This window comes from Acidaminobacter hydrogenoformans DSM 2784 (assembly GCF_900103005.1).
Classification (GTDB): domain Bacteria; phylum Bacillota; class Clostridia; order Peptostreptococcales; family Acidaminobacteraceae; genus Acidaminobacter; species Acidaminobacter hydrogenoformans.
Window position 1 is genome coordinate 81,921 of the sequence record NZ_FMWL01000004.1, and the last position, 13,301, is coordinate 95,221.

Sequence of the window (13,301 nt, forward strand, 5' to 3'; positions counted from 1 at the left end):
GGATTTTAGTGATTTTTTTGTTTTTTGATTTGCAGTAGCAAAGAGAGCTTTCTATGGGGGGTGAAAAAGGATGTTGGCTCACAAGGCGTATCGATTTCGCATTTATCCAAATGAAGCGCAGAAAGTATTGATCGTTAAGACGATAGGATGCAGCCGGTTTGTATTTAACCACTTTCTAAGCGCATGGAACAAGGCCTACGAGAAAACGGGTAGGGGCCTCACCTACAACACTTGCGCTGCGCAAATGACTTTACTCAAAGGAGAGAAAGCGTACGAGTGGCTGAGGGAAGTGGACAGTATCGCCCTGCAGTCATCGCTAAAGTGTCTGGAGGATGCTTATAAACGATTTTTTAGAAAACAAAATGATCGCCCCCGCTTCAAGTCTAAAAAGAACAAAGTCCAGTCCTATACGACCAAATTTACGAATGGGAACATCGGTATTGTCGGCAACAAAATCAAGCTGCCAAAGTTAGGTCTTGTTAAGTTCGCTAAGTCAAGAGAAGTTGAAGGGAGGATTCTGAGCGCTACAATAAGACGTCATCCATCGGGCAAATATTTTGTCTCCATTCTCACCGAAGTAGAAATGCATGAATTACAAAAGACCGGCTCAGTCTGTGGCATCGATGTGGGTATCAAGCACTTCGCCAAAGTATCAGATCACACAGAACGAGAAAACCCCAAGTGCTTCAGAAAATATGAGGCTGAGCTCGCAAAAGCACAGCGGGTGCTTTCGAGGCGCGTGAAGCATTCAAAAAACTGGGAGAAACAAAGAGTTAAAGTCGCTAAAATCCATGAAAAAATCACCAATGCAAGAAAAGACAACCTACACAAATTTTCTTACGAGATCATCAAAAATCACGATGTGATCGGAATAGAAGATTTGCAGGTTTCTAATTTGCTGAGGAATCACAAAATGGCGAAATCCATCGCTGATGCGTCCTGGTCATACTTCATAAGCATGCTTGAGTATAAGGCAAAGTGGTATGGCAAGCAGGTTGTCAAAGTGGGGAGGAACTTTCCTTCAAGCCAATTGTGCTCTAATTGCGGGTATAAGAATAAAGACGTTAAGGATCTTGCTGTGAGAGATTGGATTTGTCCGGAGTGTGGTATAGTCCACGACAGAGATCTTAACGCAAGCATAAATATCAAAAACGAAGCCCTAAGGCTTCTAACCGTTGGTGCGACGGGGTTATCCTAATAATAAACTGTTCGATAGAATGGTGTTCTTAGGAATCTTGTGACTTCAGTCATGAGAGGTTCAATCTTTTGTGAGCGGAACGATAGAAAACTGAATATTCATAACCACAATTTTGATTTTTTATGCTAAATTAGTATATAGGCAGATGCAGATTTTCCCCTAAGCCTTGGTGTTTTCTGCAGTCGTGAATAAGTATTCTAAACCATGTATTCAAACCATTATACATAGGAAAGGTGGATTTCCCATTGATTTCAAACAAAATGATGGAACAAGTCTCAAAGAGCTCTGTGATTCGGGCCATGTTTGAGGAAGGCAACAGACTTGCCAAGCTTTATGGCAGAGAAAACGTCTACGATTTCAGCCTTGGAAACCCAAACGTTGAGGCGCCGGAGGAAGTTAAAAAAGCGATCATTGAAATTGTCCAGCAAGAAAAGCCAGGCGCAATTCACAGCTACATGAACAACTCTGGCTATGAGGACGTACGTGAAGCCGTTGCGCAGCATTTGAACAAAAAATTCGGGACGGCATTCAACGCCCACAATATTTTAATGACCGTGGGCGCTGCTGGCGGTCTGAACGTCGTTTTCAAAACCCTTCTCAATCCAGGAGATGAGGTCATAACCTTCGCACCATTCTTTGGCGAGTATAACAGCTACGCTTCAAACTATGACGCCAAGCTTGTTGTGGTGCCGCCAAATACCGTGGACTTCCAGCCTAATCTGGAGGCCTTTGGGAGCATGATCACCGAGAAGACAAAGGCGGTCATTGTCAATTCGCCAAACAACCCGACTGGTGTCGTATATTCTGAAGCGACTATCCTCAAGTTGGCACAGATTCTGAGCGAAAAGCAAAAGGCCCTTGGGACCAACATTTACCTGATCTCAGACGAGCCTTACCGTGAGCTCGCCTATGACGGTGTTGAGGTGCCTTACCTGACTAAGTATTACGCGAATACCATTGTAGGCTACTCGTACAGTAAGTCCCTGTCCCTGCCTGGAGAGCGGATTGGATATCTTGTCATGCCTTCTGAAATGGCAGACTTTGAAAACTTTGTCTCCGCGGCGAACATTGCCAACAGAATTCTCGGGTTTGTCAACGCGCCTTCACTGTTCCAGCGGGTCATTGCAAAGTGCCTCGACGCCCAGGTTGACCTCGAAGGCTACAACCGAAACCGCGAGCTGCTTTACAACAATTTGAAGGCCTTTGGCTATGAGTGCATCAAGCCTGAGGGTGCATTCTACATGTTTGTCAAAGCGCCTGTTGAGGATGACAAGGCGTTTGCTGAAATGGCAAAGTCCAAGAATATCCTCCTGGTCCCAGGCAGTGCCTTTGGCTGCCCGGGCTATGTCAGAATTGCGTATTGCGTCGCCTACAGCACCATTGAAAACGCGCTTCCTGGCTTTAAAGCCTTGATTGAGGAGTGCCAAGGTCTGGCGTAAAAGGAAAAATTAATGAAATCATAATAAAATGGCAGACGACTTTGTCTGCCATTTTGTTATACTTAAGCTGTAAGGTATCAGAAACAGGGGGGCTGCAGCATGATCCGGGATATGATGGATTCAAACGAGTATCAGATTTGGGAAGGAAAGCCTGAGAAACTGACTTATGTCATAGGCAATCCCATTTTCTATGTTTTTGCTTTAATCTGGGGTGCCTTTGATTTTATGTTTATCCGGTTGTTCTTTGGCGCAGGCGTCGGAATGCCGGGTGGTTTTGGCCTCTTTATGATCCCGTTCTTCCTCCTCCATCTCATGCCGGTCTGGATCGCGATTGGGGGCCCAATCTACAGAGCTGTGAACTGGAATTACATTGAATACATTCTCACGGATAAACGGGTCTATATTCAATCCGGCATTATTGGACGGGACATCAACGTCGTGGAATTTACGGATATACGAGAGCCAGAGGTCAACGTAGGTCTGATTGAAAAGCTCAGGGGCTGTGGTACCATTCGCCTGACGCCAGGCTTTTACAGAAACAGCAGAGGCGACCAAAGGACGACGAATAAAGGGGCATTACTGCACATTGAAGATCCATATATGGTGTATAAACGGATCAAACAGATGTCAGTGGATATCAAGAGTGACATCTATTATCCAAACGCCCTTAGACCTGAAGACAATCCAGGCTACAATACGAAGTATGAGCCAAAACAAAAAGACGGGAGGCTATAATTTATGGATTTTTTGGAACGCGTAAAACTAAACCGCAGTTACAGAGGCTTTGATCAGGAGCGAAAAGTGACAAAGTCGGAGCTTGAAACTTTAGTGGAATTAGCCCGCTTTTGTCCCTCCAGCATCAACTTCCAGCCTTTAAAGTATTTTTTGTCCTGTGATCCAAAGACAAATGAAAAAATTCAGCCTTTGACGGGCTGGGCGAGACGGCTGCCGCACTTAAAGCTGCCCCGGGAAGGCCATAATCCTACAGCATTTATTGTAATCTGCGCGGACAAAAACATTGCGCCAAATCCAGAGCGGTTCATGAAGGACGTGGGTATTGTAGCGCAGACCATGCTTCTGGGTTCCATTGAACTGGGACTTGGGGGGATCATGATTGGAAATTTCAACGCTGGAAAAGTTTCTGAAGCGCTTTCGCTGGAAGCCCATCTTGAGCCAGTGCTGATCCTGGCCCTTGGAAAGCCGGATGAAGAGGTGCGGCTGGTGGAGGTGCCAGAGGATGGGGATATTGGGTATACACGGGATGAGGAGAACATCACCTACGTTCCTAAGCGGTCTAAAGAAGAACTGATCATTAACTGCAAAGAAGAAAAGTTTAATTGAGTCAAATATCAAAAACAGCTCTGATGCGCGGCATCAGAGCTGTTTTTATGGGAAGTTCACCATAGGCAGAGAAAGGGAGGCAAAAGGTGCCAGTGCTTGGCGCCTTTTGCCTCCCTTTAAATTTCATAGTATATAAAGTTTAACCGAAGAAGTTCATAAAGGTGGTAATGATTGCCGCATTGAAGAAGTCAATGAACAAGCTTCCAACCAATGGCAGGATGAAGAACGCGATAGGGGATGGACCAAAACGGCCTGTAATGGCTTCCATGTTGGCAATCGCATTTGGCGTCGCGCCCATACCAAAGCCGCAGTGGCCGCCAGCGATAACCGCTGCGTTGAAGTCCCGGCCCATGACGTTGAAGGTAACGAAGTAGGCGAAGAGTGCCATCATAATAGTTTGCGCAAAGAGCATAACAATCATTGGTACAGCGAGATCTGCGAGTTCCCAGAGTCTGAGACCGGAAAGGGCCATGGAGAGGAAGAGGGAAAGCGCTATGCCGCCAATCATTTCGATTTCGATTTCTGGTGTCTTCCAGGTCTTTGCGTAATCTGAAATATTTCTCATTATAGCTGCGGCGAACATGGCGCCTATGTAGGACGGGAAGGTCAGGAACTGACCAATGAAAGCGGAAATTATGGTACCAACACCCATAGCAATGATGATTTGAATCGTGGCTGAGGTAATGGTCTTAGGAATGAGCTGCTCTTCAATTGGCGTTTCTTCGAATTCTGGATCCTCATGCATTTGCGGGTAGTCAAGCTTTTCAGTTTTCTGAAGTTTGGATTCAGAATCCGGTTTCAGGCTGTGCTTTTCAATCAGACGCTTCGCAATAGGACCACCAATCATACTGCCTGAGACGAGACCAAAGGTCGCAGCTGCCATTGCAACAGACATGGCACCAAGGGCACCGCGTTCTTCAAAGAGCGGCGCGAAAGCACCTGAAGTACCGTGACCACCAGTCATAGGCGTAGAACCCGTTGCGAGACCAATCAGTTCATTGAGGCCAAAGACTTTTGCAAGACTGACGCCCAGGATATTTTGCATGACGACTAAGACAACTGCAATCCCCAGGAACATAAAGACCTTAACGCCGCCTTTTTTAAGAACCCGGAAGCTTGCAGTGAAACCCACTGTGGTAAAGAAAGCCGTCATGAGGACACTTTGCAGTGTCGTATTGAAGACGAAGGCCAAGACGCCGGTTTGTCTCAGGATCAGAGCCAAGATTGCGAAGAGCAGGCCGCCAATGACTGGCGCTGGAATACAGTACTTTTCAAGGACGTGAATGCGTTTTCTCAGGAATTGACCAATGAGCAGGATCACCGTCGCAAAAGCTAAAAACTGAATCATATCCAGATTTAGTGCCATCATGCCAAGTTCTTGATTCATTTCGAACATGTACATACCTCCTGTGATATAAGCTTTGAATGAGTGCGTTTTCCTTCATATATATATGAAATTACCTTGAGCCCATTATAGAATGGGCCTCACAGGATCACACAAAATCCTACAGAATGTAACAAAAATAGTTTTAATACTTTTGTAAACTGTGTGAAAATTCTATAGCGTGCATGAAAATAATCCCAAAACTTCGTTTTTCCTTTTGTGTAGATCCTTGAAAAGCGGGTATTATCACAATGTCGTCAAGCAGAACTCAATGTCCCTCAAAGGATTTTAAGCAGGAGGCGATTTGACAATGAGAATCATTATGGGTATTCTAATTGGTCACAGAGAAGAGGAAGCTGTCAAGGTTCAGGAGCTGCTGACAAAGTACGGCTGTTACATCAAGACGCGGCTGGGACTTCATGATACGCCTACGGAAGGGTCTTGCAGCTCCAAGGGGCTGTTGATCCTTGAATTCATGCCTGGAAATGAGAAGGAAGTGGACGCGCTGGAGGCTGAGCTTAAGAAGCTGGAGTCTTTTGTTGTGAAGAGAATGGAATTTTGACCATCGGCCAGCACTTTTAAATGCCGTTACGTACCTGTAACGGCTTCTTTCATTCAAAACAGGTCAAGCAGAAGAGGAGGTGGGCCATAACGTGAGCAAGAAGTTGTCCAGCACGGCTTTTGAGCCGGTTTCAGACCCTGTTTCAGACCCCGCAGCCAAAAGTCAGTCAGACAGCTTTAAAGACGCCGTCCATAATCCTCTGACGCGCCTGCTCGGTACGGCTTATCCCATATTGCAGGGCGCTATGGCATGGGTTTCTGAATCGACGCTGGCCGCTGCGGTTTCAAATGCGGGCGGTGCGGGGATCATTGCTGCAGGCGGAAGAGAGGCGTCCTGGGTCAAAGAGGAGATTCAGAAGGCAAGGACCATGACGGGCAGGCCTTTTGGTGTGAATGTCCCTTTGATCTCAACGCCTGAAAAAGAGGCAATTATAAACGTCCTGTGTGAGTCAGGGATCGATTTCGTTACACTTGGTGCGGGAGACCCCTTGCCTTATCTGCGGGCACTGAAAGCCTCCGGCATTAAAGTTGGCGGGATCGTGCCAAGTCTCAGACTTGCAAAGAAGCTTGAGACGGCAGGGGTGGACTTTATCATTCTCGAAGGGATGGAAGCTGGTGGGAAGATTGGGAAAAGCACCACCCTGTCACTCATGACGAATGTCATTCCTGAGCTTCATGTACCTGTCGTCGCCGCAGGCGGCTTTGCTTCCGGGAGAGGTCTGGCGGCGGCTTTAGTCATGGGCGCCCATGGCATTCAAATGGGGACCCGCTTTATTCTGGCGAATGAATGTCAGGTCCATCCGGATTACAAGAACGCAATTATGGATGCGACTGATGAAGATTCCGTCATTTTGGGGACGCGTTATGGAAAAGCGACCCGCTGCATCAGAAGTGCTTTTACGGATAAGTATCTGGCGCTGGAAGCAGAGGGCGGGAGCCCACAGAGCCTTGAGACCATGATGAGAGGTGCCTCAAGGAGAATGGCTATGGAGGGGGCAGGTGTGGATGGCATGAACGGGATTGCCCTTGCCGGACAAAGCCTGAGTCAGTTAAATGATTTAGAATCTGCTGAATGGATTATACGGGACATAATGGGGGAAGCCAGAGCAGTCCTTGAAAACTGCAGTTTGCTGAAATAAGCGGGTATTATAAAACATTGCCAGCAAGGTTATCAACGCCAACACTATCAATGGCACGACCAACACCATGGATAGCGCCAACATCAGCGCCACTTACATCAACACCATCACTACTACCTACAACTTTCATTCAACTGGGGGATACATTTATGATGACGAGACAAATAAAAAAGAAAAATTTTAGACACTTAACAACCGGTCTTCTTTTGATGCTCATGCTCATGCTCGTACTGATCACTGGCTGCAGTCAGCCTGCGCAGGCACCGGCGGAGCAGCCCTCAGAGACGCCTGCGGAAACACCTGCAGCGCCTGGGTCTGGCGATGGCGAAAAAGCGCCCGTCGTCGTGGCAACCATGCTGGACTCTGAAGGCAGCCTATTCGGTAAAATGATCATTCAAATGCTGAACGCGAATGGCATTGAAACCGTTGACAAAGTCAATTTTGGTACACCGGATATACTCAGACGCGCCCTCGAAAACGGTGAAGTGGATTTAGTGCTGGATTACACTGGCTCCGGTCAGTATTATCACCCTGAGGACGCCACGGACACCTCCATTTGGAATGATCCGCAAGCTGGATATCTGCTGACAGCCAAACTGGACGAAGAAAAAATGGATTTGCTGTGGCTGACGCCGGCGCCTGCCAACAATACGGAAATGATCGCTGTTAAAAGGGAATTCGCCGAGGCCAACAACATTGTCACCATGGAAGACATGGCGGACTATATCAATGCAGGCAACCCATTCAAACTCATCTGCGCTGCTGGCTTTGCGGAGAACCCAATGGGCCTTTTGGGCTATGAAGAGGCCTACGGCTTTAAATTGAAAGATGACCAGCTGATTATCCTGTCCTCCGGGAACACGGCTGAAATGCTGAAAGCTCTCTCCGAAGGCACCAATAACGTCAATGCTTCCCTGGTCTACGGCACAGATGGCGCTCTTGACAAAATGAACCTCGTTGTCCTTGAAGACCCGGCTCAAGTGCCGCCGGTTTACCTGCCGGCACCCGTGCTCAGAGGAGAGACCGCAAGAGCCTACCCGGAAATTGAAGAGATTCTGAAGCCAGTTTTCGAGTCCCTTAATCTTGAGACCCTTCAGAAGCTCAACGCGGAGGTCGCCTATGATGGCAAGGACGCAGCGGCTGTGGCGGAAGCTTATCTCGTAGAAAATGGATTCTTGAAAAAATGAAGCCGTCATTTTTAAAAGCCAGACTGGGTCTGACTCTGGCTGTTCTCAGTGTTCTGGTATTACCCCTTGGCGCCTTCAGGCCCAATCGCGTCGTGAGCGGGATTCCCCTTAAAGGCGCGGCGCTGCTTGAAGGAGGGGGATGGGCTGGTGTCTTTGGATGGGGTGCAGGTCTTGTGCTCGTGATTATGAGCATTTTGTACGCTTTAAGGTCGCGTTTTGGGAACAGGCTGTTGTCGCAGCTGATTTTAGTGACGCCGTGGCTCTGGTTTCCCGTGCCTGGACTTCTGCTGATCCTGCTTTCACGGCTCAGACCCATAGGGGTGGACTACGACCTGGAGGTCGCAAGAATTTCCCTCAGTGCGGGTTTCTGGCTGCTGCTTGCAGGCGTACTCCTTTTACAGAGCAGCGCGCCACGGGGGAGGCTCTTGCTGATCCTGACGCTTACCATGACCCTCTCCATTCCTGCAGCAGGGCTAACGCCTCACTTGGCACTTGTCAAAGAATTTCTCAACATCCGAGGGACGTTTTTCGTAGAGCTGAAGCGGCATCTGGTTCTGGCGCTTGCCTCCGTGACAGTTGCCGTTCTTCCGGGCATCCTTCTGGGCTATGCCTGTCACAGGCGACCGAGGCTCCGCGAGTGGATTCTTGGCGCCGTCAACCTGTTTCAGGTCGCACCGACCCTCTCGCTTTTGGGCCTCATTATGATCCCATTGACTATTCTTTCGAAGAATGTGCCGATTGTCGCGGCTCTTGGCATTCGCGGCATTGGCTTTGCACCAGCGTTTATCGTTCTGACGCTGTATTGTCTGCTGCCCATCACTGCGAATGCTTATTCCGGTTTCGACCAAGTGGAGGCTTCCGTGGTGGACAGCGCAGCGGCCATGGGTATGACACATAAACAAATTTTTAGAAAGGTGCTCTTTCCACTGGCTTTTCCGGTGATTTTCTCCGGTATTCGGACGGCAGTAACGCAAAATGTGGGCAATACCATCCTCGCGGGGCTTATAGGCGGCGGGGGGATGGGTGCGCTGATTTTTTTGGGCCTGTCACAATCGGCACCAGACCTGGTGATTTTGGGAACGCTTCCAGTCGTATTGATGGCGTTGTCGCTGGAAGCCGTCTTCAAACTCGCTGAAGCCCGTGTGATTGACAGGATGGGGGTGACCTATGATTCTGCTGAAGCAGGTATTTAAAGCTTATGGGGCTCTGGAAGCCCTTCGCGGCATTGACCTCGAAATCCCTGAAGGGGAGTGTGCCGTTCTGATAGGTCCCTCTGGCTGCGGGAAGTCGACGCTGCTTAAGACCATCAACCGCATGGTGGACATTGACGCGGGCACCATTGAACTGGGCGGTGTTGACGTGGGGGCTTATGCCCCGGAGCTTCTGAGGCGGCAGATTGGGTATTGTATCCAAGGTGTTGGGCTGTTTCCGCATTTTACGGTTCACGACAATATTGCTGTAGTGCCCCGGCTTATGAAGTGGCCTGAAGCGAAAATAGAGGTTAGGGTCCGGGAGCTCATGGAGATGAGCGGGCTTCCTGAGTCTTACAGGCTGAAAAAGCCAAAAGAGCTTTCAGGGGGCGAGGCTCAAAGAGTAGGCGTTTGCAGGGCGCTGGCGGCAGATCCGCCGGTGCTGCTCATGGATGAACCCTTTGGAGCTGTGGACCCACTGACCCGGGAACGGCTTCAGCTGGCATTTACAGAGATCCAGAAGGCGCTTAAAAAGACTGTGGTCTTTGTGACCCACGACGTGGAGGAGGCCATAACCCTTGCGGACCGGATTGTGGTGATGAACCAGGGGCGGATCTTGGATGCAGGCACGCCAGGAAAATTTGCAGGAGCGCTGAAAGATGATTTTGTGGTCAGCTTTTTGGGGTCCGAGTACCCACTGAAGCTGCTAAGGCGTTATGAAGTATCCGTGCTGGCGCTGGAGACGCTGCCGGAGTGGCGGGGAGATTTGCCGGCGGGGATGCGTGACACTGTGCCAGAGACCATGCCAGACACCCTGCTTGGCGCCATCCCGGATCACTTCTCCGGCGAAGCCATCAGTCAACCTCCGGGACATGAGGCCAGTCTCAAGGAGGTCCTTTCAGAAATGCTGCGCCTTGGGCTCCGAAGCATTCCGGTCCGGGACAAAACCGGCCGGTTGGCGCAGGTCACCTATGAGGACCTTGCCGGGTGGCTGAAAGAGGTGTCCCAGGTATGAAAGCTATTGAGGTCATACAGGGCCGTCAGTGGGTGACGGGTATGAGGGGACTTAAACAGCAGCGGCGAAAATGGGTGTCAGCGCTGATTTATTTTCTGCTCTTTTTCGTTTGGATTTATTTTTTTGATGACGCGGTACAGGTTTTGTCACCCTGGCTGCCAAAACGGGCTGCTGTACAGATGAGAACGCCGCTTCATGTCCTGGCGTGGCAGCATTTCTTTATTGTCGTTGTCGCCACAGGCCTTGCGGTCCTTACTTCCCTGGTGCTCGGGAGTCTGGTGCACCTCAGCCGCAGCAGCGAGCTGAAATCCCTTGTGCTTTCTGCCAGCGCCATAGGAGAAACCATTCCAAGCGCGGCCGTTATTGCTCTCGCTGTGCCTGTTTTGGGCTACGGAAATCTGCCCAGCATGCTGGCACTCTATCTTTACGCCATTTTACCTGTGGTCCGCAATGTGATCGTAGGCATGGAGACCATTGCCCCAAGTGTTCGTGAAGCTGGGACCGGTATGGGCATGACAAAGCTGCAGCAGTTCATTCAGCTTGATATTCCGCTGGCGGCGCCCATTATCCTGACGGGCATTCGCACAGCCCTGGTGATCAATGTTTCTGTGGCCACCATAGGCGCCACGGTAGGCGCTGGCGGCTTTGGCGTCCCTATCATTGCCGGGATCCGCGTTTATGATCCGGTGATGGTGCTCCAGGGGGCTGTCCCCGTCATAGTAATGGCTATGTTTGCTGACAAACTTTTAAGAATACACACATCTGAGGAGGCGCTTTCATGAATAAGTACGCACTTTTCGCTTTTAACGGCAACGCCATGTGCTTTGTCCATGTCTTGCTCAACGCTTTGGATCTCAAGGCCAGGGGGGCCGAGGCCGTGGCGGTTGTCATTGAAGGCGAGGCCGTCAAACTTATACAGGAGCTGGAAACCTCGAAAAATCCGCTCTATATGAAGGCGAAAGAGCAGGGGCTGATCGACTGCATCTGTAAGGCCTGCTCCGCGAAAATGGGTGTGCTTGAATTCAATGAAACTACTGGCATACCTGTGACAGGGGACATGAGCGGGCATCCGTCCATGGCGGATTACCTGGAGAAGGGGTATCAGATCATTACGTTCTAAAGGCGTTTATATGCAATCTGAGCAACCCTGGTTAGTGATACCAACCTTAAGCTGAAAGGCGGAAGAAATTTATGCAGAAGATCAAACTCAAAAAGACGGACATAGATATTTCAAGAATTGGCCTCGGCACCAATGCCGTTGGTGGCCATAACCTCTACAGCGCACTGGATGAAGCTGAGGGGCGCGCCCTTGTCAGGGAAGCCCTCGCTCAAGGGATTACCTTTTTCGATACGGCAGACGCCTATGGACTGGGCCGTTCTGAGGAGCTTCTGGGCGAGGTGCTCAGAGGCAAGAGAAATGAAGTCGTCATAGCGACCAAAGGCGCCATTCAAAATGGGGCGGATGGAAGCAGGCGGATCAACAACAGGCCGGAGTACCTGCGCTCAGCCCTTGAGGCGAGCCTGAAGCGGCTGGAGACGGACTATGTGGATCTCTATTACATCCATTACGTGGATCCGGAGGTGCCTCTCGCGGAATCCGTGGGGGCCCTCGAGCGACTGAAGGAAGAAGGGAAGATCAGGGCAATTGGCCTTTCCAATGCCACGGCGGAGGAGCTGAAGGCAGCCAACCACAGTGGCGCGTTAAATGCGTACCAGGGCCCTTACAACTTGCTCCAGCGGGAAGTGGAAGCAGCGCATCTGCCCTACTGCGTCGAAACGGGCATTGCTTTTGTACCGTATGGACCGCTGGCTTTTGGCATTTTGGGCGGCAAGTATGGCCCGGATTTCAAGCTGTCACCTGAGGACTGGAGAAACAAGGTGGCCCTCTTCCACAAAGAGCAGTTTCAGGCGAATTTGCACCGGGTCTCAAGACTAAAACTGATTGCCGATGGTAAGAATACCACACTCTCAAACCTTGCCCTGGCCTGGCTGCTTCATCAGCCCGGCGTCGATGCCGTCATACCTGGCGGCAAGCGGCCTGAGCAAGTAGCGGAGAATGTGAAGGGTGCTCTCGTGACGCTGACGGAGGAAGAATTGGCTTTGATTTTGAATGCGGTGAAGTAATTCCCTGTTTCTACAACTACAAGACAGTTGGACTTTCATTTTGAAGCTTCAAAGTGAAATGACCAGCTGTCTTTTTTGTTTTGTCATCGTATACGCTGTCCTTTTCTCTTGAATTTTCTGTTTCAAAAGTGTAAAAACGGGATAAAAATAAACAGTATCTATAATTGTGTTTGGACCTTGAGAAAAGGAGGACATTTATGACTTATCATATAGACAAAATGAAACCAGAGGATTGGCCACAAGTTGCTGAGATTTATCAGGAGGGCATTGACACTGGGATCGCGACTTTTGTTTCTCAAATTCCCACTTGGGAGGAATGGGACAGGGAGCATATTGAAGCCTGCCGACTGGTAGCGCGTCAGGGGGAGGAAGTGCTGGGCTGGACGGCGTTGATTCAAACTTCTGACAGGGACAGCTATGCCGGCGTCGCGGAGCTTAGCATTTATGTGTCCCCAAAAAGCAAAGGCCTCGGAGTCGGAACTGCGCTGCTGAATACCTTGATTGAAGCATCTGAAGCCGAAGGCTACTGGACGCTTTGGGCGGGTATTTTGATAGAAAACGAAGCGAGCCAAAAACTTCATCTAAAGTGTGGTTTCAGAGAAGTAGGCGTTCGATGGCGACTGGGCAGGATGGAAGACGGTTCTTTTCATGATGTGGTGTTGATGGAGCGACGGAGTGAAAGGTATTAACGACTCGGGCGGAATCAAACTCACTTCCTGGATA

General features: G+C 49.7%; 14 protein-coding genes. 13 read left to right on the forward strand and 1 reads right to left on the reverse strand.

The genetic code is table 11. The features are described 5' to 3' along the window. Positions 1 to 70: 70 nt before the first annotated feature. The 4 genes from tnpB (at position 71) to BLP63_RS05595 (ending at position 3,978) form a co-directional block, all read left to right on the forward strand. Positions 71 to 1,198 carry an IS200/IS605 family element RNA-guided endonuclease TnpB gene (gene tnpB / locus BLP63_RS05580; RefSeq protein ID WP_092589926.1) on the forward strand — a complete coding sequence of 376 codons (1,128 nt, stop codon included), beginning with the start codon at positions 71 to 73 and terminating at the stop codon, positions 1,196 to 1,198. Positions 1,199 to 1,443: 245 nt separating this feature from the next. Then, positions 1,444 to 2,637: a pyridoxal phosphate-dependent aminotransferase gene (locus BLP63_RS05585; protein ID WP_092589927.1), complete on the forward strand. Its 1,194-nt coding sequence runs from the start codon at positions 1,444 to 1,446 to the stop codon at positions 2,635 to 2,637. Positions 2,638 to 2,736: 99 nt separating this feature from the next. Then, positions 2,737 to 3,372, forward strand: a complete 636-nt coding sequence (locus BLP63_RS05590) for a PH domain-containing protein (RefSeq protein ID WP_207646420.1) — start codon at positions 2,737 to 2,739, stop codon at positions 3,370 to 3,372. A gap of 3 nt (positions 3,373 to 3,375) precedes the next feature. Next, the gene (locus tag BLP63_RS05595) at positions 3,376 to 3,978 is read left to right on the forward strand and encodes a nitroreductase family protein (RefSeq protein WP_092589928.1); all 603 of its coding nucleotides are present in this window, start codon (positions 3,376 to 3,378) and stop codon (positions 3,976 to 3,978) included. Positions 3,979 to 4,117: 139 nt separating this feature from the next. Here the strand turns inward: BLP63_RS05595 and gltS are convergent, their stop codons facing one another. Further along, entirely contained in the window at positions 4,118 to 5,374 is a 1,257-nt protein-coding gene (gene gltS / locus BLP63_RS05600) for a sodium/glutamate symporter (RefSeq protein ID WP_330387095.1), read from the reverse strand. Between the two features lie 298 nt (positions 5,375 to 5,672). Here gltS and BLP63_RS05605 point away from each other — a divergent pair, with 298 nt between their 5' ends. The 9 genes from BLP63_RS05605 to BLP63_RS05645 all read left to right on the forward strand — a co-directional run bounded on the left by BLP63_RS05605 (position 5,673) and on the right by BLP63_RS05645 (position 13,267). Further along, the gene (locus tag BLP63_RS05605; protein WP_092589929.1) at positions 5,673 to 5,924 is read left to right on the forward strand and encodes a hypothetical protein; all 252 of its coding nucleotides are present in this window, start codon (positions 5,673 to 5,675) and stop codon (positions 5,922 to 5,924) included. 91 nt (positions 5,925 to 6,015) lie between these two features. Continuing rightward, complete coding sequence (locus tag BLP63_RS05610; RefSeq protein WP_242870808.1) at positions 6,016 to 7,062, forward strand: nitronate monooxygenase; 1,047 nt, start codon at positions 6,016 to 6,018, stop codon at positions 7,060 to 7,062. A gap of 149 nt (positions 7,063 to 7,211) precedes the next feature. Further along, positions 7,212 to 8,249 (forward strand): glycine betaine ABC transporter substrate-binding protein, encoded by a 1,038-nt coding sequence (locus BLP63_RS05615; protein ID WP_170829313.1) that lies wholly within the window; start codon positions 7,212 to 7,214, stop codon positions 8,247 to 8,249. Continuing rightward, on the forward strand, positions 8,246 to 9,442 hold the full coding sequence (locus BLP63_RS05620; protein WP_092589931.1) for an ABC transporter permease: 1,197 nt from the start codon (positions 8,246 to 8,248) through the stop codon (positions 9,440 to 9,442). The genes BLP63_RS05615 and BLP63_RS05620 overlap by 4 nt, the downstream gene beginning before the upstream one ends. Beyond that, a complete protein-coding gene (locus tag BLP63_RS05625; protein ID WP_092589932.1) occupies positions 9,417 to 10,454 on the forward strand; it encodes an ABC transporter ATP-binding protein in 1,038 nt (345 codons plus the stop codon). The genes BLP63_RS05620 and BLP63_RS05625 overlap by 26 nt, the downstream gene beginning before the upstream one ends. Next, positions 10,451 to 11,236, forward strand: a complete 786-nt coding sequence (locus tag BLP63_RS05630; protein ID WP_092589933.1) for an ABC transporter permease — start codon at positions 10,451 to 10,453, stop codon at positions 11,234 to 11,236. Before BLP63_RS05625 ends, BLP63_RS05630 begins: the two co-directional genes overlap by 4 nt. After that, positions 11,233 to 11,574 (forward strand): DsrE family protein, encoded by a 342-nt coding sequence (locus BLP63_RS05635; RefSeq protein ID WP_092589934.1) that lies wholly within the window; start codon positions 11,233 to 11,235, stop codon positions 11,572 to 11,574. Before BLP63_RS05630 ends, BLP63_RS05635 begins: the two co-directional genes overlap by 4 nt. 71 nt (positions 11,575 to 11,645) lie before the next feature. Continuing rightward, on the forward strand, positions 11,646 to 12,578 hold the full coding sequence (locus BLP63_RS05640) for an aldo/keto reductase (RefSeq protein WP_092589935.1): 933 nt from the start codon (positions 11,646 to 11,648) through the stop codon (positions 12,576 to 12,578). A 197-nt stretch (positions 12,579 to 12,775) separates the two neighbouring features. Further along, a complete protein-coding gene (locus tag BLP63_RS05645; protein WP_092589936.1) occupies positions 12,776 to 13,267 on the forward strand; it encodes a GNAT family N-acetyltransferase in 492 nt (163 codons plus the stop codon). Positions 13,268 to 13,301 lie beyond the last annotated feature (34 nt).

Excerpts from the sequence above, each read along its gene's own strand:
- tnpB (WP_092589926.1), top strand. The coding sequence starts at position 71 with ATGTTGGCTCACAAGGCGTATCGATTTCGCATTTATCCAAATGAAGCG.
- BLP63_RS05590 (WP_207646420.1), top strand. The coding sequence starts at position 2,737 with ATGATCCGGGATATGATGGATTCAAACGAGTATCAGATTTGGGAAGGA.
- BLP63_RS05595 (WP_092589928.1), top strand. The coding sequence starts at position 3,376 with ATGGATTTTTTGGAACGCGTAAAACTAAACCGCAGTTACAGAGGCTTT.
- gltS (WP_330387095.1), bottom strand. The coding sequence starts at position 5,374 with ATGTTCGAAATGAATCAAGAACTTGGCATGATGGCACTAAATCTGGAT.
- BLP63_RS05605 (WP_092589929.1), top strand. The coding sequence starts at position 5,673 with ATGAGAATCATTATGGGTATTCTAATTGGTCACAGAGAAGAGGAAGCT.
- BLP63_RS05615 (WP_170829313.1), top strand. The coding sequence starts at position 7,212 with ATGATGACGAGACAAATAAAAAAGAAAAATTTTAGACACTTAACAACC.
- BLP63_RS05620 (WP_092589931.1), top strand. The coding sequence starts at position 8,246 with ATGAAGCCGTCATTTTTAAAAGCCAGACTGGGTCTGACTCTGGCTGTT.
- BLP63_RS05625 (WP_092589932.1), top strand. The coding sequence starts at position 9,417 with ATGATTCTGCTGAAGCAGGTATTTAAAGCTTATGGGGCTCTGGAAGCC.
- BLP63_RS05630 (WP_092589933.1), top strand. The coding sequence starts at position 10,451 with ATGAAAGCTATTGAGGTCATACAGGGCCGTCAGTGGGTGACGGGTATG.
- BLP63_RS05635 (WP_092589934.1), top strand. The coding sequence starts at position 11,233 with ATGAATAAGTACGCACTTTTCGCTTTTAACGGCAACGCCATGTGCTTT.
- BLP63_RS05640 (WP_092589935.1), top strand. The coding sequence starts at position 11,646 with ATGCAGAAGATCAAACTCAAAAAGACGGACATAGATATTTCAAGAATT.
- BLP63_RS05645 (WP_092589936.1), top strand. The coding sequence starts at position 12,776 with ATGACTTATCATATAGACAAAATGAAACCAGAGGATTGGCCACAAGTT.